We start from the raw sequence: 20060 nt of genomic DNA, 5'->3' as shown, positions 1-20060 counted from the left end.
AAACCCTAAATAAAGAAACCTGACCAAAAATCAGTAATTCTTGAAGATGTGGTTTTAAGTGGGTAACTTGAGTTTAGCTAAAATTTATCTCAGTATTAAACATTGCAGATCAATTTGTGGCTGATTCTGGTAATTTAATTGGGTATCAGCTAAAGTTAAATCCTTAATCAGAGATATTGCCTGAGTGAGTATGAAAAACCAAATTATAGCCACAGTTACATTTTTGATTATAGTTAGCTTACCTACCTCTGTAAAAGCAGCTAATTATGATCATATCAGACAGTTATTATCAACTAAGCAATGCCAAAAATGTAATTTAAGCAATGCTGGTTTAGTGATGGCTGATTTATCGGGAGCAAATTTGCAAGGTGCTAATCTTGCTGGTGCTAACCTCAGTCGAGCAAACTTGACTGGTGCTGATTTACGAGGTGCAAACCTCAAGGGTGCTAGTTTGTTTGGGGTGAATTTAAGGGAGGCTAAACTCAATGGTGCTAATTTAGAAGGTGCTGACTTGAGAAATACTTATTTAAATAATGTCGAGTTAAAGGAAGCTAACTTTAATGGTGCTAACTTTCAAGGTGCAATGGGTATCCCTGTACAAATTGCTAAACCAGAAGATTTCTATGCTTGGGGTTTAGCGGAAGCTGAGAAGGGTAATTTAAAACCAGCTATTGATTATTTTACTCAAGCGATCGCTCTCAAACCAGAATATGCGGGAGCGTATTTGTCTCGTGGTGTTGCTCATTACCAAAGTCTAGACAGAAAAAGCGCCTTAGAAGATGCTCTCATCGCACAAAAACTGTTTAAAGACCAAGATAACGCTAGTGGCTCTCTAACAGTACAGGCTTTTATTCTAGAACTAAAAACACCTTACGGCGAAAAAATCAACGCTGGTAAACCAAGTTTTTTCGATTTTGTGGGTAGTCTTGGTTCAGTTTTGCTGCAATTTCTACCATTTTAAGTACACCAAATAAAATCGGTAGAGACGTGATTATAAATTGAGAGCGATCGCTCCTCCAATTTGTATAATTTTTTGAGGATTCCTTTGCTTTACCGATTCATCACTTATTCCTTGGTCAATCTACGACTGTCAAAATTATTAGTGTGACCTGGCTCAATAATGAGATCATGAAACTCTTTACAAATCAATCTAATTAACTCTTCATTTTCCCCTGTTAGATAACGTCCGTGCATCAATCTATTCCTTAATACACGGAGTTCGTTGATTTGGCGTGTAATATTATCTCTGTCATTTTTATTAATAAGACTAGCAAAAGTTGATTGAGGAGAACGTGCTACCTTATAGCCTCCCTCTAAGTCATCAACCATACTTATCATCTCTGATAAATCTGTAAAATTTGCATGGTAAAGCCAGTGCATAAGTAAAGGATTATGTCGCTGGTAGTCAGCTTCCCGTTTCTGACTATCTACTGCTTCGCTTTTACATTTTTCATATCTTTGCAGTTTTTCTTCCCATTTATATCCATATTTTATTTTGTATTTTTCAATATTTTGTTTAGCATCTTCTATATATTTATCAAGAATATCTTCCCAGCTAGAGCCATATTTTTTGAGCATTACAGATATAATAAATTCTCTAACTGCGTTTTCAAAATTCATTACTAAAGGGAATAATCTCTCACTTCGTTCATCACCATAAGAGTTATAAACAAGTGTTAATTTAGGAAAGTAAGTTTCTGTGGACTGTACTAAAATTTTCTCAAGTTCAACAGGTTCAACTGGAACAGCCATTTCGACATCAAAAGTTACCAAATTAAGAAAATTTGGATCAGATCGCCAGTGTACATTTAACAGAAATTCAAAATTCTGGGTAACTGCTGCTTGCAGTTGATATTCATTATTTAATGGATTTATAGGTGCTTGTTCGTATTCATCATATACAGCACCTAAATCATCGAAAATATCATATAATGCTTTTTCTAATTCGTCCTGTGGCTGTTCAAAAACAGTTAGGTAACAAGCATGAATCATTACACTGTCCTTTCAAATAGCTTTCCAAAAAGCTTCTGGGCTTCAGCACGGTGATCTTCAGCAGCTTTCGATAATTTTCCTGCCTCTTTTATTAATCTTTGTGCTTCTACAACAATCTGTTTTTGTTCATCAAGTGAGGGAAGTATCACAGGCAAATTATTTAGGGCAGTAATAGTTAACATAGGCTGAATGCTACCAGTTGAAAGGGAGTGAACTAGGGCTTGACCAACATCTGAATTAAGATATAAAACCAAGTAAGCAGGATCAATTTTGTCTGTTAGGTGCAGTATTGCAAGATGTGTATCTATGTTGGCTGGTTTGTCAGATTCATAAACAGCAGCTATTCCCGGACGCATGATTAAACTAACCAGTACATCACCCTGATGAACTTGAGTTTTTTCTAGTTTTTTGTGTTCCTCTGGAGTTAGATAGCGCACATGATTTAGGTTGATACCTTCAGTTGAAATATTACGTGCTGATATCAAAGGAATTTCCCCTTTATCCTTAATCCCGTTGATAAAATAACCACGCTGAGTAGTTCCTAAAGTACCCAATTTGACTATTGGAAAATGGCTTTTTTCTAACTGAGACATTGCACCTGTAATAGATTGGGAGTAAGGCTCAAAGTTCCAGGCACCCTGTTGACGTAACTGCGAAAGATTAACTATAGTTTTTTCCATTTAACTACCTTCCTAATAACCCAGCTAAATCTGTAATTGCTTTTCTCACTTCTTGCGGTTCATTAACTTCATTTTCTGAAACAGAAATACGACCAGATGCGTCATAGCCAATATCATCAATCCTAGCCATGTAAATCTTATAATCCTGGTCAAGTTCTAGCTGACTTTCTGCTGTCAAAGCTATATCACGCTTTTCTAGAAGAACCACGCTAGTTTTCACAGCAGCACCATAGGGTCTAAATGTTTCTTGTGGTAAACTCACAACTGCCTTCAACCTTGCCCAACGTAAAATCCAGTCTCTAACATCCTGCATTGTATTGTTTGCTAACACTCCATCAGGTAAAACAATTGCTAACTTACCATTTGGTGCGAGAAATTCAAGACAACGATTAATAAAAGCGACTTCTTGAGGAATACTTCTAACAACCTTGCCATTTTTCTTTGTCACCCCATCCCGTTCAGCAAAATCTTTTAAGATATTTTCATTTGTCACTTTAGACCCAAATGGAGGATTAGTTAAAATCATCGTCAGTCCCTCTGGATAAAAACCAGGACGTTTTGGAAGTCCCTCTGTTATTCCTCCTGTAATACTGCTCAATCTCTCTAGGGAATCCATTACTTTTAAATCCACATATTCTGCGCCATTCATTAAAGTATTAACTCGCGCTACGTGCATCATATTTCGAGAATATTCAGCCCCAAATAAATGATTATCTCGAAACTTGATAAACTCTTCCGTTGGTTCTTCAGGATTTATCCCTTCAGCACTACCACCATTATTTTCTATTGCTTTTTGATATTCTTGTTTACGCACATAATCCAAAATGTGGGTTAGCATTCGCGCTGAACCACAAGCAGGATCACCAATATAATCATTGACTGTTGGTTGCAAAATTCCTACCATTAAATTAACTACTGGTGTAGGTGTGAAATATTGCCCCAAATCATCGCGGAAAGTCTTACTCAAAAAATCTTCAAACACTCCACCTTTGACATCTGCTGAAGATTTTCGCAAACTCCAAGGCTGTAAACGCTTGACAATTTCCATTGTGGTGTGAGGTTTGAATTGCAACACATCAGCCTCATTAAAAACCAAACGCACACCCAAATCATCACCAAATTTTTTCGCTAGTGTGTTCCGTTCCCACTGCTTCGCTTTTTCAAAAGTGTCTCTAACTTGAACTAATAAATGTTCTGGGTCAGTTTCATTACTGACACTAAATACATAAGCCTGTGATTCTCCTGTTTGCTTTACGAAGTCAATAGTTGCTTGTTCGTCATACCACTTAGCAAACAAGAATTTAACAATTGCATCAACGGCTTCATGTGGTTGTAAACCCTCATTATCTCTAAGAATTGAGTGACAACCAAAACGGATATCTCCCAAAACCTCCCGAAATTTATCACGGGATAAGGGCGTTAGTTCTGTTTTAATTCCATCAGGTTCACTGGCATTAAGTGGTACGTCAGCCAGGTTTTTATAAGGATTAGTGAAATCAGAGAAAGGCATAAAATTATGGAATACAGGTTACACCTAACTAAATGATATGCTATTTTGCGCGATCGCTAACTAAACTACAATACTTACCCACAGCCAAAGACCTACCCGACTCTGACGAAATACCTGTGGATAAAGAGTAGGACTTACGCACTGTACAAAATGTAGATGATATGTATGAACGAAATTACCTTGTTAGTGAGGTGCGTCAAATAAAAAGAATCTGTTGTGTGTTAAGTTATCAGGTCTGACGCACCCGACAAGAGATAAAATCCATAATACTTATGTAATAGATTCTGTCAATGGGTAACTCCTAGTCTATTAAAGTAAGTTATCTAAAATCTTTGTAGAGACGTTCCTCATACTAGGATTTTCGTCTCTACTTTCTGAGAGATTTCTACAACAAATTTTTGATTAGATGATTAGCTAAACTTGTTAACTCAAGATCATCAATATGACAATTTCGCTGCAATACAGTTTTTACACCAGATAATCTATCTTCTTCTTTGCTAATTCTCAAACATTCTTCTAAATTAACTGCTAAATCAAACAGAGAACTCTCTCCTAAATAATGTCTGATTCTTATAGCTACATCATCATCACTAACAAGAAACTCTTTAACAGGATCTAATAAAGGATTACCTAATATTTCATCATCACCCCATGTTTCTAACCAATCTCCATCTACATCTTCTACATAAACATGAACAAAATTAAGTCCATATTCTAACCAATTTTGCTGCATCCTGCGGGCTTCTGCTAACGCTTCAGTGAAGTTGTCAAGTTGAACGGTGCTGTTAGTTTCTTGTTGGTTAACCATAGGTGCTGTTTTAAGCAGGTAATGATGTACGCTAGGACAGGGTTCTTCAATATCAAAAATTTGAGATCAGGAAAAATTTATATATTTTCCCTCAGCAAGATGATCACTGTTATACAGTGCCACATTGACTAATTGGTTAATGAAATTACTATCTGCGGGATTGTAACTGACGAATAATCCTCTCTCTATTTCCCACGATCGCAGTGAATTTTGCCAATCTTGATACTTCTGACGTTGGAATTGTTGACTAACACTCGTAATTTGAATACAAAGGGGTTTTTTGTCATGATGACTAACAATTAGGTCTGTTGCCATAGAAAGGTCGGCAATATATCGCTGCCAAAAATTCCCTTCACGACGGACAATATCCTGAGCTATTGATTTAATGATATCACTATCGACTTGATTAAATTCACCCGACATCATTTTTTGTTTCCAAATATAAAATTTGGAGTCTGTAGCATTTATCCACTTGGGGAAGAGATACCCATACCAATATCTCTCGTTAGGTGTCATTTGGGCAAATTTGGCTTGTTGTTCTTCGGGGGAAGGTAAAGATTTTATCAATAGCCATATTGTAGAATCAGTAATTAGTTCCAAAAGAAAAGCCAGGACAATTGGCTTAGAATTTAGAGAACCAAGTTTGGTATGCTTTAACCAACGGTTGATTTCTTCTAGTCTTCTAGCTAAGGTGGGATCTATCGAGGATGCTTGCTCGATTAGTGTGTTGATTTTATCCTTGATTTCTTTGGCTTGCAAACTATACCCTATTTTAAAAAACTAACATTTTTTTGGTTAAAATCTCTCTCTGAGTCGAAGCAGAAAAAAAGTTGTTAAAAACGTGATCCTTATTTTAGCAGAAATCATCAAAAATTGTGCGCTAATTACTGACTGTATGGGGACACTCGTAAATAATCTTTACATTTGTTGTTGATGAATGCTTAATGAAAATCTAAACTGTGTTTAGCACAACTTTGTTAACAATAGGTTTGGATCACTTTATCCTTTTCATAAATCACCATGTCTCAACCAACTATAGAATCCATTTTACAAGAAAAGCGTCTTTTCCATCCTCCTAGTGATTTTTCGCAACAAGCGACGATCAAAAGTTTAGCAGACTATCAGCAACTCTACGAAAAAGCTAAGGCTAATCCCCAGCAATTTTGGGCGGAACTAGCTGAAAGTGAGTTGCACTGGTTTAAAAAATGGGACACTGTGCTAGATTGGCAACCTCCTTTTGCTAAATGGTTTGTGGGTGGTAAGATTAATATTTCTTACAATTGTCTTGACAGACATCTAACTACTTGGCGTAAAAATAAGGCAGCGTTGATTTGGGAAGGTGAACCTGGAGATTCTCGGACTCTAACTTACGCGCAATTACACCGAGAAGTTTGCCAGTTTGCCAATGTGTTGAAACAGTTGGGGGCGAAAAAGGGCGATCGCATTGGTATTTATATGCCGATGATACCAGAAGCAGCGATCGCTATGTTAGCCTGTGCGAGAATTGGCGCACCTCATAGCGTGGTTTTTGGTGGTTTTAGTGCGGAAGCTTTGCGCGATCGCTTGAATGATGCTGAGGCTAAATTAGTGATTACAGCCGATGGTGGTTGGCGTAAAGATGCGATCGTACCCCTCAAAGAACAGGTAGACAAAGCCCTAGAACATGGTGTAGTTCCCAGTGTTACAGATGTGTTAGTTGTAAAACGCACAAATCAAAAAACCTACATGGAAGCAGGGCGCGATCATTGGTGGCACGATTTACAAAAAGGTGTTTCCGCCGATTGTCCCGCCGAACCGATGGACAGTGAAGATATGCTGTTTGTCCTCTATACTTCTGGTAGTACAGGCAAACCAAAGGGCGTAGTTCATACTACAGGCGGTTATAACTTATATAGTCATATTACCACCAAATGGATCTTCGATTTGCAAGATACAGATGTATATTGGTGTACTGCTGATGTAGGTTGGATTACTGGACACAGCTATATTGTCTATGGACCCCTTTCCAACGGTGCAACTACTCTGATGTATGAAGGTGCGCCTCGTGGGTCAAATCCTGGGTGTTTCTGGGATGTAATTGAAAAATACGGTGTTACTATTTTTTATACTGCACCGACGGCAATTCGCGCCTTTATTAAGATGGGTGAACATTTACCCAAGGCGCGTAATCTTTCTTCTCTGCGGTTGCTGGGAACTGTGGGTGAACCGATTAACCCAGAGGCTTGGATGTGGTATCAAAAAATTATTGGGGGCGATCGCTGTCCGATTGTTGATACTTGGTGGCAAACGGAAACTGGTGGTATCATGATTACACCACTACCAGGGGCAATTCCCACTAAACCCGGTTCAGCCACTCTACCTTTCCCTGGTATTATTGCGGATGTGGTGGATTTAGAAGGTAATTCTGTTCCTGAGAATGAAGGCGGTTATTTAGCGGTAAGGTATCCTTGGCCGGGAATGATGCGGACTGTATATGGTGATCCAGAACGCTTCCGTCGCACCTATTGGGAGCATATCCCCCCCAAAGATGGGAATTATATCTACTTTGCTGGTGATGGTGCGAGAAAGGATGAGGATGGTTATTATTGGGTCATGGGGCGCGTTGATGATGTGCTGAATGTATCGGGGCATCGTTTGGGAACAATGGAAGTTGAATCTGCGTTGGTGTCCCATCCTGCGGTGGCTGAGGCTGCGGTTGTCGGTAAACCTGATGAGTTAAAAGGTGAGGAAGTTGTCGCTTTTGTGACTTTGGAGGGGACTTATCAAGCCAGTGAGGAGTTGAGTAAGGAACTGAAAAAACACGTTGTGAGTGAAATAGGAGCGATCGCTCGTCCGGGTGAAATCAGGTTTACTGATGCTTTGCCAAAAACGCGATCGGGTAAAATTATGCGGCGTTTGTTACGGAATTTAGCTGCGGGTCAAGAGGTGACAGGTGATACTTCAACATTGGAAGATCGCAGTGTGTTGGATAAGTTACGGGAAGGTGCATAGTTTGAGTTAGTTTTTCAAAACTGTGTAAAATCTGTATGGGGTGGGCAAAATTGCCTACCCTATATTGTGTGAGGAAAATTATAACTTGAATTATGATAGGGGTATATATAAGAAAATGAGAGATTCACTAGGACAAAGGGGTGAGAGGATATTTGAAGTTTTAATCACTAAATTTCACCTTGATACTAGTCCAATTTTTAAGCCGCAGTTTTTAGGAGATAAATGGCAGTATGTTGATTTTATTGTGGAGTTAGTAGGTGCAGGTTCATATATTCCCTATTTCTTTGTACAAGTCAAAACTACTAGGCAAGGTTATACTAAAAAAGAGAATCGCCTCAAGGTGAAAGTAAAAGAAGAATCTGTAATTAGTATAGCATCTTATCCAGCACCAACTTATATAGTTGGGATTGATGACATTCAAGAAGTTGGTTATTTAGTTTCTGCTAATGGAGAAAATTCAAAATCTCTCTCAAGTCTATCTACTAATTTTCCTATTAATAAACAGAATAGAGAAATTCTTTGGCACGAAGTAAATAATTTTTGGAGTCAATACAGCCCGAAAAATTTAGTTTCACAATTTTCTGATCAACAATGGAGATAAAACAATGCAAACGGAACAACCTTGGTATATTGGTTTACGTTCGGAAGCTTTGACAGTTGTTTACTTAACTCGTCGTGATGATTTAATTGTTTCTCAACAAAAACAAGGCGAAGGAGGTTTAGATTTCTCAGTTACAATCACAAAAGATGGTAATTACACTGGGAGAATTTTTGGGGTAGAAGTGAAAGCAACAGTTTCTAGTTCTGAAGTAATTCAGCATGATGATATTTTTCAGTTAAAAAATAACAAATATAAGAATTTGAAAGTTTTCAGAGATATACCATTTCCAGTTTGCTTGTTTTTCTTTACGCTAGATAATGACAAAGGATATTATAGATGGATTTTAGAACCTATTATTAAAGAGGGAAATAATGTGGCGTTAAAATTTAATCAAGGTGATGAATTTAAAAGTCTAAATAAAGAAGAAATAGATAATATTATTGTAATGGTCAATAGTTGGTATGACTATAAAAGTAATTTAGTACAGGTATAAAATTCAAAAGTGTTTAGGAAATGATCGCTCGTCCTGGTAAAATCATGTTTATTAATGGTGCATTTAATCCATATTCTTTTAGTAGGAAGGAAGTATCTTTAGTGTATAATTCTAATTATTGATATGCAAAACATCTGAATTAAGGTTCGGATATAGTATTGCTCAATATATTGCAACTACTTTCACGAGAATATTTTCTGATAGAGATAATAAAAATCAAATTTTACCAGGTAATTTATGAAACGCGACATGGATTTAATCAGGCAAATATTGTTCCAAATTGAATCTCACGAATCAGGTTATGCACCTAATAATATAATAGTCGATGGGTACACCAATGAACAAATAGGCTACCATATTTTTATTATGATTGAGGGTGGTTTGGTTAAAGGTATAGATGTGTCATCTACGCACAGTAGTAGTCCCCAAGCGATTGTAAGGAGACTTACTTTTTCAGGACATGAATTTATTGATGCTGCAAGATCAGAGTCTGTTTGGAAGAAAGCAAAGAATTTATTAGAAGCTCAAGGATCTAGTATAAATACAGTCACTATGGGAGTTCTTACTCAACTTCTTAGCAGTATAATTAAACAACAACTAGGTTTATCCTAAGTTTTACATCTATAAATAAATGAGGTGAAATCATGACAACAAAAAAAAGAACTAATCAAAGAAATTTATCAAGCACCCAATTTTTTAATTGAAGAAGTCTTAAATTTCTTACTTACTCTTCATCAAAAACAGATTTAAGCAAAGAACTTCCGAAAATATAACTGGAGATGTTACCAATAACTTATCATCTCCATCTTTTTTAAATTTCGTTGATGATATTACTAGCCAAATTCCCCAATCCGAATGGAAAAAACTACCATCTGATATATCAAAAAATTTAGATTACTATTTATATGGTTCACCGAAAACTGAAGAATGAAAAAAGTATTTGCTGATACAGGTTATTGGATCGCTCTACTAAATCCTCATGATGAATTGCATCTTAAAGCTAGAAATGTGTTTGATTTTATTTGTGGTGTACTAATATTTTAATTTGTCTGAATCAGGATGTCCAGGATTTGAGGATTTTCAGGATGTTATTGAATGATTATTTTTGAATAATTTAAACCATCTAAAAATTACCATCCTGTTCATTCTTTAATCACGGTTATAGCGGTATGCAGTTGAATGAGATACGAACTTGTGTACTATAGAATTGATGTACTATTGATTGGTGTATTTTATGATCTTTTTGCACTCCTAACGCACCCTACAAACTACTAATTTTCATTAGCTTCTATCAAAATAGTATAATAGAGTTGATCACCCATTCTAAAAGCTGTGTGAGAAATTAACTTATCCATCAAAGATTTAACATTATTAATTAATCCTCTTTTTTTAGCAATCAACAATATACCTAATACTCCAGTCAAAGACAATCCTAATTTTATTGCTTCCTGTCTTCCTAATCTTTCATCTATTAACAACTTATTAGCATTTAATTCTATTGCTAATACAATTGCTTCAGATTCTCCCCTATCTAAATTTCGCTGTAAATCTTTTACTAATTGATAATTAATAACAGGTTGATTCTTGATAAAATTAGCATTTTTTATAGCATTATTAACTTTTTCTCCTGCTCTAATATCTGTTAATTCATCATATACTGCTTGAGGAATAATAACTTCACTATAAATTTCTTGCAGTAAAAATAGGTGATCAATTTTAGCTAAATTGCTAATTGGTGATGTGTTACTAACAATAATCATAACCAACCTGTTTCTTTAAGAGTTTTCATATCTTCTTGAAATTCAGCAACATCATAATGAAGGGAAATATTACGTTGAGCGAGTAGTTCCTGAAATTCCACATAATTCATTTCAGCGATTTTACTAGCTTTACCTAAACTAACTTTTTCTTTTTCAAATAACATCACTGCAATTTCTATTAATAGTTCTTTTGATGTCATTCCTGTAGAATGGAGAATTTCATCAGAAATAGTTAAACTCATAAGTTTATCTCCTCATGAAAGTTGTGTTGAATTAATTATTTATTTTTATAAAGTATGATAATGATATAATATCACAATTTTTATACATCTTCAAATCTTAATTAAATTTTGCATTTGTCTGAATCAGGATAACCAGGATTTTAGGATTTTCAGGATGTTTATTCTATTTATCTGTGTTCATCTGCGTTTATCTGCGTTCGATTATTCTTGATATTACTGTTACATTACCATTATTTATTTAACCATTGATTTATTTGAGTTAGCAAGATTATAGATAGTCTACTAATTGTAGAAACTCTTCGGTTCTTTCAATCATTAGTTTTGCATCTTCAGCAGTTAACCGTTCAGAGCGATCATAATCTCCCTTTAAACGTATCTGTTCTGCATCAATTAGATAACGGTGAAATTTAGGATCAATTTTACCAGTTCTGGCGAAAAGTTCGCCAAATTTACTAATTACAGCAGAGTGTTTGCTAAAACTGAGATTTTCACCTACTAGGAATGCTTCAGCTATATAAAACATGGCATAATAAGCACGAGAAGCAGCAAAATCAGGTAGATTTTCACCAGCTAAAATTTTAGCTGCACGTAGACTATCTTGAGATTTTTGCACTAGAAACTCTTGTTCTTTGTTCATAAAAATAAATACCTTCTTTTTTGATATTTTGGATTAGCATTGTTTGTTCTTTCTCAAAACGACTAAGGGAGTAAAATAGGTTAGAAATTACTACACTATATTTTAAACAAAGGGGACTAAGAAAAAAGCCAATTTTTTCAATTTCTTTGGTTGCTTGCACTAAATCTTTAAGTATAATTAATACATCAAAATCTGAATCAGGAGTAGCATCACCACGCGCTTGAGAACCAAAAAGAATCACTGCAATTAGTTGATCTTGGTATGTTTCAAGCAAGTTATTACACAACTCCTGCATAATTTCTTCTAGTTTTTGGTGTTTCATCGTTTAGTAATATTTTCTACTTGGAGATATAGCATTTTTTGTCAGAATCAGGATTTTAGGATTTACGGGATGTTGATTTTATTTGTGGTGTACTAATATTTTAATTTGTCTGAATCAGGATGTCCAGGATTTTAGGATTTACAGGATGTTGTTTGAAAGTATCATGTTTTGATTTTTGATTGTCCATCTTTATCTGTGTTTATCTGCGTTCAATTATTCTTGATATTACTGTTAGATTACTAATCTTTTTTAAAAGAACCACAGAGGACACAGAGGAAAAATATCAGTTATCTTTGTGTGGGAAGGGAGTAATTTTCTCGTTCATCTAATTAATTAGATCAGAATTGGGGAAGCTTTAATCAGAAAATAAAATCCTGTAAATCCTTTAATCCTGGATATCCTGATTCTGGCTTAATAATTTTCTGAAAGCTTTAGATGTTACAGTTTACGAGTCTCGATACAAGAGAAATTACGCGAACAACGCGACGCTGAAATTCCCTAACTGTAAACACCCCCACCAATGCCCCCACCGGACGACCCCCCCAGTCATAGATACTAAAGGGTAAGTGTCCTCTTGGTATCTGATTTTTATAGACATCATACTTTGTGTTCCATCCCACATCGTTAACAAACATATTCCAGGCTAAAAAATCATATTTATCGCTACTAAACTCACCACCGACACTCAAATAAATTTCCGTTTGGACGCTGAAGCCAAATCTTCCTTTACTGTATTCTACCCACAATTGGTCAATTGTGCGAAGGTCTTGGCATGGAAAATTTAATAGTTCATCACTTGTAAACGAGTCACCTGACTTTTTACCCACAGCTTTAATCATAACTTCGTAAGTTTCTTTATCTGCTTCTTCCCAGTTTTGTGCTTTGAGTAAATCATGCAGGTTATTGTATTCCATTCCTACTTCTGATTTTAATTGTATTTCTTGCTCTTTTTCAATATTAACTAAACCCAAATTTTCCCGAAACTTTAATACTGTCGGAGTCCGGTTTTCTGGTTCTAATTCCATACCCTGCAAAATAGCATCATTCACCCTCTGACTCAGACTTTTATTATAAGCTTTTGGTTTTGCTAAAAGGTCAAAATCTTTAATCCTTTCACGTTTGTATGCGGGTACTGGAGTAGATTTTGATTCTTGTTTCAGTCCATCAGCCGTGAGAAGATAATATAAAGTTGCAGCCAAAGCGTAAACATCACTATGGGGTCCAAAATTGCCTTTATCTCGATATTGTTCAATAGGTGCATAACCTTCTGTTAATGAGATAGTCATGCTTGTGTTAGCCATACTGCGAGTTGAACCAAAATCAATTAAAACCGCTTCCTGTTCATTTCGGCGTAAGAGAATATTTTCGGGTTTAATGTCGCGGTGTAAACTTCCTTTGGCGTGAATATATTCTAAAGCCTGACTAATTTGATTTATATATAGTAGTGCTTCACTTTCAGAAAGTTGTCCTTTATTCTGGACATACTTAAATAAAGTTACCCCATCAATATATTCCATCACCACGCCAACCAATCGAAATTTCTCTTCCTCAATTACTTCTACTTCTTCGATAACTTCATGGACTTTGAGAATGTGTTTATGATCAAAACTTGCTATTTTTATAGCTTCGTTAATAAACTTAACTTGTTGGACTGCAAAGTCGTCTCGCAATTGCATTTGCTGATTGAGAGTTTTAATGGCGTATAATTTACCCGTCTTGGGTTCTAAAGCTTTGTAGGTAATACCAAAACCACCACTACCCAAGGGTTTACCTTGAATGATAAATCTATCCTTGTTGATTTTTTGCCCTGGTTGCCAAATTATCATCGGTTGAGGAATATGTCAGGATAATGATTTTTATAGTGACTCATTTTACCATCTAACCGCCCTAAAAAACCCACCCCACACCTCAGACAGATGAAAAGGTATAGACTCAGCATCTAAAATATTAAAGCCCGATTGATACTAAAAGTATGAATTCAAATTTTCATTTTTGGACGCTGACACCTACAGATGGACAATTCAACCATCAATTATCCAATTGGAATTTTTAGCTTCAACATAAGAGCGATCGCTCTCCAACAAAACCTTTATGCAGGGTTGATTTGCACCTTTCGAGTCTGAATTAAGTTGATAATTGAACCCTTTTCTAAAATCCCCAACAACACACCATTGTCTTGAACTACAGGCAGTGCAGATATCCTTCTTGTTTCTAGTAACTTCACTACTTCTAACAAAGATTGAGTTGATGGAATTGTGTTCGATGCTTCAATTGGTTGCATTACTTCCCTGATTGGTGTTTCTGTCCACAATGTAGTGGGAATGGAACGCAGACTTTCAACTGTAATCGCTCCTACCAATTGCCCATTTTCATCTGTCACCAAGAACCGATGCCAGTTTTGCCAATTTAAAATTCGCTCATCAGCAAATTCTCTCAATGTAAGATTAGCAGTGACAACTGGACTGTTATTTGTTACAGCGTCGGCAGCGGTTAAACCTGTCAGTTGTTCTTGTACTCTGGCATATTGAGCGCTGCTACCAGCATTTTGTAACAAAAAGAAACCGATTAATACGTTCCAAAAGTTACCAAAACTACTAAAAAAGATTAAGGGAATTAAACCGGAAGCGATCGCTATCCAACCAATAATCTGCCCAATTCGGCTGGCAAAACCTACACCTTTATAGGGATTTCCAGTAATCTTCCAAACAATAGATTTCAGTATATTTCCGCCATCTAAGGGCAACCCAGGAATCAGGTTAAATAGTGCCAAGACTAAATTTACAGAAGCCAACAGACCAATTATCGCTCCCATTGCACCAGATGCACCAGTCGCAAAACCAACGCCTGTAAATGTTCCAAATAATCCTAGACTAACTAAAGGCCCAGCGATCGCTACCCAAAAAGCCCCAGCCGGTGTTTCCGATTCTTTCTCTAAACTGGCTAATCCACCAAATATAAATAATGTGATTGATTTTACATCAATGCCTTGACGAATAGCCACAAAGCTGTGTCCTAATTCATGGGCAACCACAGAGCCAAATAACAATAACGCTGTCGTCAGTCCCAGTATCAATGCTAACCCCCACGACAGTTGGGGAAATAGTGCTAATTGACTGCTATAGGTCCACGTGACTAAACCTAAAATTAAAAACCAGGACGGATGGATATAGAAAGGAATCCCAAACAGATTACCAACACGAATTGTACCATTCATGATGTCTACCTTTGATTTGATGTCTCCATCGTAACGAAATGTTAAGCAATTTTAATCTTAGCGATGGTAGTAGTCTCCGTCCGTTAAGGTGCGGTTATACGACTTTTGGCACTTAATGAGCGAATTTAAGGAATCAAATCAACTTCGCACAGAGAAAGAACGGTATTAATAAATGCCTTCAATTCAGGACACTGATTAACAGAAACCATCAAATCTTGGTTTTTCAAAATTCTCCCAGCATCACGAACTTTACTATAACTATTTTGACATTTACCTATTTCAAATATTTCCTTAATTCGATATGAGGGTGATTTATCATGATTCACTTGTTCTGGTAAACCTCCTGGTGCTGATTTATTAGATTTAGCTAACTTCTGAATTATTGACCAATAAGGTAATAGCCAAGCTTCAAAATCATGCTGCGCGACATGGGGATAAAAATTAGGATTATTCCCTACCCATTCTCGCATTTTGGCTTTAGCATCTGCCGCATCTTTGAAATCATTTGTTCCTGTATAAACATCAGTTAAAGCAATTACCGCATTAAAAGCATCTTTACCTATCAGTAAATTATCAACAATTCGCTGAAGTTTATCTCCTTTTGGAATGCGCCCATCATGGGATATAAACTTAAGTTTGGGCATTTGTTGTTGCAAGCGTAATTTAAGAAAATCTAATAAAATTGGCTTAAATGCTGTTTCTGTTGCACCCTCAACTAAAATAGCTATTTTCATGGACGACCACCGATTAAATTCATTGCCCAAATTTGATCTAAACTATATTCTTCTAGCCAATGTTCTAAATTAAAAGAATCACCCCAAGTCATCGTAGTTAGTCCATCTTCTGCGTCACAGACTAGCACTTCTTTAGGCTGTAAAAATCGGATCAATCTGTCTGAATGAGTAGCCACAATTAGCTGTGTTCTTTGTGATGCTTCTCGCATTACATCAACCAAAAGTCTTAATAATTCTGGGTGTAAACTAACTTCTGGTTCATCAATAAGAGTTACCGCAGTTAAATCTGGACTTTGCAATAATGTCACCAACCAAAGAAACCGTAATGTTCCCTCAGAAAGTTGGTGCATATAAATAGGTTTAGAAAAGTTTTTATCTTTCCAAGTCATGGTGATAGTTCCTGCTGCTACTGGAGGAAAACTCAATCTTTCAAAATCTGGAAATGCAGCAGCAAGTGTATCTTCGATCAGTTCAAATCTTTCTGGGTCAGTTTCTCGAAGATAATAAAGACAGGCAACTAAATCTTCACCATTAGCACCAGGTAATGTTGCAGGACGCATTGATTGTGGTAGACGGACGGGACTTTTAGGAGCAACATTCAATGCGCCGTAAAATGTACAAGAAGCTAATTGTTTCCGTATGTATTCTGGTTCTTGATACATTTTAGGAACTTGAGCAAGAGAAGTTTCTAAAGGATTATGATCCCAATTTGGACGTAATAATTTTTGATCCTCAAAATTAAAATACTTCACATCTAACCCAAGTGAATCAATGTGCTTGGATGGTTCTAAACCCAAGAAATTATTTTCACTTAGTGTTTCTTGCACAATTTCATAGGTAAGACCTTTTAGAGCAACTTCTAGATAGTAATCAAGTGGTGCATGGCTAGGCACATTCATGGACAAAGAAATAGCTATACTATTGGTTCTATCGCGGGTAATAATATCAGGTAGTCCACCTAAATCTGAAATTTTGTTACCTAATTGAGCATTAGCTGATGCTGCTAAAAGTGAAAAAATTTCTAACAAAGAAGTTTTACCTACACCATTAGCACCAATCATCACTGTTAGAGGTCGATTACGCATATCAACTCGTACATCAAACAAGCGACGATATCCTTTAATTTCTATATATTCAAATGAACTCATAGCATTTTTTTGTATTAATAATTTTAAACCAAGTTGTTATAAATAAGGCAACAGCAAAATAATTATTACCCACTTTCCCCTAACTAGCAACTTACGTTATTATATCCCCAACGTTAAAACTTTGTCCTCTGATACTAATTTTCGTCCACGGCGGATTTCGACTGTATCATTAACTTTGACCTCACCATCCAAAATCATTAGTTTGGCTTAAAGCTGTGTCCTAATTCATGGGCAACCACAGAGGCAAATAAGAATAACGCCGTCATTAGTCCTAGTATCATTACGCACAAGTTACTGAGAAATGAAAAACGAACCGCAGAGGCGCGGAGTTCACAGAGAAGAGTTTATTGAGCGATCGCTATTGCTAAAATCATCTGAATTACCTAAATTAGGAGAGAATATAATATTCCTCTGTCCCCTTGGTGCATAACTTCCATGACCACCATTTCCGAAAATCCATTTTCTCCCCAAGAAATAGCCTCAGAAGGCATAAAACCAGAAGAATATACAGAAATTGTCCGCCGTTTAGGTCGTCACCCCAACAAAGCGGAACTGGGTATGTTTGGGGTGATGTGGTCAGAACATTGCTGTTATAAAAATTCTCGCCCTTTACTCAAACAGTTTCCCACAACGGGGGAACGCATCCTGGTCGGACCCGGTGAAAATGCTGGCGTTGTAGACTTAGGCGACGGACTACATTTAGCCTTTAAAATTGAATCCCATAACCACCCCTCAGCCGTTGAACCATTCCAAGGTGCAGCCACGGGAGTGGGTGGTATTCTTAGAGATATTTTTACCATGGGGGCGCGTCCCATAGCTTTATTAAATTCCCTGCGCTTTGGTTCTCTCGAAGATGCCAAAACCCAAAGACTATTTACTGGTGTAGTTGCGGGAATCTCTCATTATGGTAATTGCGTTGGAGTTCCCACTGTTGGGGGTGAAGTATATTTTGACCCTGCGTACTCTGGTAATCCCCTGGTGAATGTGATGGCACTGGGATTGATGGAAACGCCAGAAATTGTCAAATCGGGGGCTGCTGGTATCGGAAATCCGGTGCTGTACGTCGGTTCTACCACCGGACGAGATGGCATGGGTGGGGCTAGTTTCGCCAGTGCTGAATTGAGTGAACAATCTTTAGATAACCGTCCCGCAGTGCAAGTGGGCGACCCATTTTTAGAAAAATCGCTGATTGAAGCTTGTTTAGAAGCATTTAAAACTGGGGCTGTGGTGGCTGCCCAGGATATGGGGGCGGCAGGTATCACCTGTTCTACTTCAGAAATGGCTGCTAAAGGTGGTGTGGGAATTGAGTTTGATTTAGATAAAATTCCGGTGCGGGAATTGGGGATGATTCCCTATGAGTACCTGCTTTCCGAATCCCAAGAAAGAATGCTGTTTGTGGCACACAAGGGAAGGGAACAAGAATTAATTGATATTTTCCACCGTTGGGGACTACAAGCAGTTGTGGCAGGTACGGTAATTTCTGAACCGGTGGTGCGAATTTTCTTTCGGGGTCAGGTGGCTGCGGAAATTCCGGCTGAGGCTTTGGCAGAAAATACTCCTCTCTATGAACGGGAATTATTGACAGAACCACCAGAATATGCTCAAAAAGCTTGGCAATGGTCATCTGATTCTTTGCCTCCCTGCAATAGTGAAGGGTTGGAAATTGGGGAAATTTGGCAAAGTTGGAATGATATTTTATTAACTTTGTTGGATACGCCTACTATTGCTTCTAAAAGCTGGGTTTATCGTCAATATGATCATCAGGTGCAGAATAATACTGTGTTGTTACCTGGTGGGGCTGATGCGGCTGTGGTGAGGTTGCGTCCTTTAGAAACCGCTTCCCCAAGTAGGGGGGGTAATAAAGCTGTGGCTGCAACGGTGGACTGTAATCCTCGCTATGTTTATCTTGACCCCTACGAAGGGGCTAAGGCGGTGGTGGCTGAAGCTGCCCGGAATCTTAGCTGTGTGGGCGCTGAACCCTTGGCGGTGACAGATAACCTCAATTTTGGTAGTCCTGAAAAACCGATTGGTTATTGGCAATTAGCGTCAGCTTGTCGCGGTTTGAGTGAAGGTTGTCGGGAGTTATCAACTCCTGTGACGGGGGGGAATGTCTCTCTGTACAATGAAACTTTTGATGCTGAAGGTAATCCTCAACCAATTTATCCGACTCCGGTGGTGGGGATGGTGGGGTTGATTCCTGATTTAACTAAAATTTGTGGTCAAGGTTGGCAAAATGTAGGTGATATAATTTACCTTTTAGGTTTGCCTGTGGGAGCTAAAATTGAACTGGGTGCTTCTGAGTATTTAGCGACTATTCACAATACTGTGACTGGGAAACCGCCAAGGGTTGATTTTGATTTAGAACGTCGTGTACAGAATGCTTGCCGTGAAGGGATTCGGGCTGGCTGGGTGCGTTCTGCCCATGATTGTGCTGAGGGTGGTTTAATTGTAGCTCTCGCGGAGTGCTGTTTGTCTGGCAATCTCAGTGCGGAAGTTAATTTAGGTATTTCAGCGAACCAGTTAACACGATTAGATGAGGTGTTGTTTGGTGAAGGTGGGGCAAGAATTTTAGTTTCTGTAGGTTCCCAATTACAGGAAGTTTGGGAATCCTATTTACAGGAGCATTTGGGGATAGAGTGGCAAAAGTTAGGTGTGGTTGCTAATTTAGACACAGAATTAAAGATTTTGGATACTGAAAATCAACCATTGATCACGGTTACGATCAAAGAGATGAGCGATCGCTATTTTAGTGCGATCGCTAAACGTCTGTCCATGCACACGAATACCTAAGCCAGATCAAAAATCAAGGATTCACCATGAAAATTTACACTTCCTACTTGAATCTTAACCAAAGTACGATACTGTTTTAATGGATGGTTAAAGATTTATTAAGAATTTGAAAACTATTCATTAAAGAAGAGGAATGGG

21 protein-coding genes are annotated in these 20060 nt (G+C 37.4%); 7 read left to right on the top strand and 14 right to left on the bottom strand.

The features are described 5' to 3' along the window. The first annotated feature begins 190 nt into the window (after positions 1 to 190). On the top strand, positions 191 to 961 hold the full coding sequence (locus tag VB711_RS23775; protein WP_323288857.1) for a pentapeptide repeat-containing protein: 771 nt from the start codon (positions 191 to 193) through the stop codon (positions 959 to 961). A gap of 104 nt (positions 962 to 1065) precedes the next feature. On the opposite strand, the gene VB711_RS23770 is transcribed toward VB711_RS23775, so the two are convergent. From VB711_RS23770 to VB711_RS23750, 5 genes are all read right to left on the bottom strand, one after another. After that, positions 1066 to 1992, bottom strand: a complete 927-nt coding sequence (locus VB711_RS23770) for a hypothetical protein (protein WP_323288855.1) — start codon at positions 1990 to 1992, stop codon at positions 1066 to 1068. Further along, entirely contained in the window at positions 1992 to 2672 is a 681-nt protein-coding gene (locus tag VB711_RS23765) for a restriction endonuclease subunit S (RefSeq protein WP_323288853.1), read from the bottom strand. The genes VB711_RS23770 and VB711_RS23765 overlap by 1 nt, the downstream gene beginning before the upstream one ends. 4 nt (positions 2673 to 2676) lie before the next feature. Then, positions 2677 to 4182 carry an HsdM family class I SAM-dependent methyltransferase gene (locus tag VB711_RS23760; RefSeq protein WP_323288852.1) on the bottom strand — a complete coding sequence of 502 codons (1506 nt, stop codon included), beginning with the start codon at positions 4180 to 4182 and terminating at the stop codon, positions 2677 to 2679. Positions 4183 to 4567: 385 nt separating this feature from the next. Next, on the bottom strand, positions 4568 to 4990 hold the full coding sequence (locus tag VB711_RS23755) for a hypothetical protein (RefSeq protein WP_323288851.1): 423 nt from the start codon (positions 4988 to 4990) through the stop codon (positions 4568 to 4570). A gap of 66 nt (positions 4991 to 5056) precedes the next feature. Beyond that, positions 5057 to 5749 carry a hypothetical protein gene (locus tag VB711_RS23750; protein ID WP_323288850.1) on the bottom strand — a complete coding sequence of 231 codons (693 nt, stop codon included), beginning with the start codon at positions 5747 to 5749 and terminating at the stop codon, positions 5057 to 5059. 261 nt (positions 5750 to 6010) lie between these two features. Here VB711_RS23750 and acs point away from each other — a divergent pair, with 261 nt between their 5' ends. The 4 genes from acs to VB711_RS23730 all read left to right on the top strand — a co-directional run bounded on the left by acs (position 6011) and on the right by VB711_RS23730 (position 9687). Beyond that, positions 6011 to 7981, top strand: a complete 1971-nt coding sequence (gene acs / locus VB711_RS23745; RefSeq protein ID WP_323288848.1) for an acetate--CoA ligase — start codon at positions 6011 to 6013, stop codon at positions 7979 to 7981. Between the two features lie 85 nt (positions 7982 to 8066). Then, positions 8067 to 8582: a DUF4365 domain-containing protein gene (locus tag VB711_RS23740; RefSeq protein WP_323288847.1), complete on the top strand. Its 516-nt coding sequence runs from the start codon at positions 8067 to 8069 to the stop codon at positions 8580 to 8582. A gap of 4 nt (positions 8583 to 8586) precedes the next feature. Continuing rightward, positions 8587 to 9075 (top strand): DUF4365 domain-containing protein, encoded by a 489-nt coding sequence (locus VB711_RS23735; RefSeq protein ID WP_323288846.1) that lies wholly within the window; start codon positions 8587 to 8589, stop codon positions 9073 to 9075. A gap of 237 nt (positions 9076 to 9312) precedes the next feature. Next, the gene (locus tag VB711_RS23730; RefSeq protein ID WP_323288844.1) at positions 9313 to 9687 is read left to right on the top strand and encodes a DUF2513 domain-containing protein; all 375 of its coding nucleotides are present in this window, start codon (positions 9313 to 9315) and stop codon (positions 9685 to 9687) included. A gap of 659 nt (positions 9688 to 10346) precedes the next feature. Here the strand turns inward: VB711_RS23730 and VB711_RS23725 are convergent. From VB711_RS23725 to VB711_RS23685, 9 genes are all read right to left on the bottom strand, one after another. Further along, positions 10347 to 10835 carry a DUF3368 domain-containing protein gene (locus VB711_RS23725; RefSeq protein WP_323288842.1) on the bottom strand — a complete coding sequence of 163 codons (489 nt, stop codon included), beginning with the start codon at positions 10833 to 10835 and terminating at the stop codon, positions 10347 to 10349. Next, positions 10832 to 11077, bottom strand: a complete 246-nt coding sequence (locus VB711_RS23720) for a UPF0175 family protein (RefSeq protein WP_323288840.1) — start codon at positions 11075 to 11077, stop codon at positions 10832 to 10834. Before VB711_RS23720 ends, VB711_RS23725 begins: the two co-directional genes overlap by 4 nt. Before the next feature lie 268 nt (positions 11078 to 11345). Beyond that, positions 11346 to 11714, bottom strand: coding sequence for a HEPN domain-containing protein (locus VB711_RS23715; protein WP_323288838.1), 369 nt, complete (start codon positions 11712 to 11714; stop codon positions 11346 to 11348). After that, positions 11671 to 12036: a nucleotidyltransferase domain-containing protein gene (locus VB711_RS23710; RefSeq protein ID WP_323288836.1), complete on the bottom strand. Its 366-nt coding sequence runs from the start codon at positions 12034 to 12036 to the stop codon at positions 11671 to 11673. Before VB711_RS23710 ends, VB711_RS23715 begins: the two co-directional genes overlap by 44 nt. A 431-nt stretch (positions 12037 to 12467) precedes the next feature. Then, positions 12468 to 13862, bottom strand: a complete 1395-nt coding sequence (locus tag VB711_RS23705; protein WP_323288834.1) for a serine/threonine-protein kinase — start codon at positions 13860 to 13862, stop codon at positions 12468 to 12470. 263 nt (positions 13863 to 14125) lie between these two features. Then, on the bottom strand, positions 14126 to 15250 hold the full coding sequence (locus VB711_RS23700; RefSeq protein ID WP_323288832.1) for a site-2 protease family protein: 1125 nt from the start codon (positions 15248 to 15250) through the stop codon (positions 14126 to 14128). 125 nt (positions 15251 to 15375) lie between these two features. Beyond that, positions 15376 to 15984: a DUF4276 family protein gene (locus VB711_RS23695; RefSeq protein ID WP_323288830.1), complete on the bottom strand. Its 609-nt coding sequence runs from the start codon at positions 15982 to 15984 to the stop codon at positions 15376 to 15378. Next, on the bottom strand, positions 15981 to 17132 hold the full coding sequence (locus tag VB711_RS23690; protein ID WP_323288828.1) for an AAA family ATPase: 1152 nt from the start codon (positions 17130 to 17132) through the stop codon (positions 15981 to 15983). Before VB711_RS23690 ends, VB711_RS23695 begins: the two co-directional genes overlap by 4 nt. 99 nt (positions 17133 to 17231) lie before the next feature. After that, positions 17232 to 17330 (bottom strand): RNA-binding S4 domain-containing protein, encoded by a 99-nt coding sequence (locus VB711_RS23685; RefSeq protein ID WP_323288826.1) that lies wholly within the window; start codon positions 17328 to 17330, stop codon positions 17232 to 17234. A gap of 103 nt (positions 17331 to 17433) precedes the next feature. Here VB711_RS23685 and VB711_RS23680 point away from each other — a divergent pair, with 103 nt between their 5' ends. Both VB711_RS23680 and purL read left to right on the top strand, forming a co-directional pair. Continuing rightward, positions 17434 to 17562, top strand: a complete 129-nt coding sequence (locus VB711_RS23680) for a hypothetical protein (RefSeq protein WP_323288825.1) — start codon at positions 17434 to 17436, stop codon at positions 17560 to 17562. 5 nt (positions 17563 to 17567) lie between these two features. Next, positions 17568 to 19922 (top strand): phosphoribosylformylglycinamidine synthase subunit PurL, encoded by a 2355-nt coding sequence (purL, locus tag VB711_RS23675; protein WP_323288823.1) that lies wholly within the window; start codon positions 17568 to 17570, stop codon positions 19920 to 19922. Positions 19923 to 20060: the final 138 nt, after the last annotated feature.

The sequence above is a fragment of the Cronbergia sp. UHCC 0137 genome (genome assembly GCF_034932285.1).
Classification (GTDB): domain Bacteria; phylum Cyanobacteriota; class Cyanobacteriia; order Cyanobacteriales; family Nostocaceae; genus Cronbergia.
The sequence above is the reverse complement of the archived record's forward strand: the minus strand, read 5'-3'. Positions and strand labels throughout refer to the sequence as shown.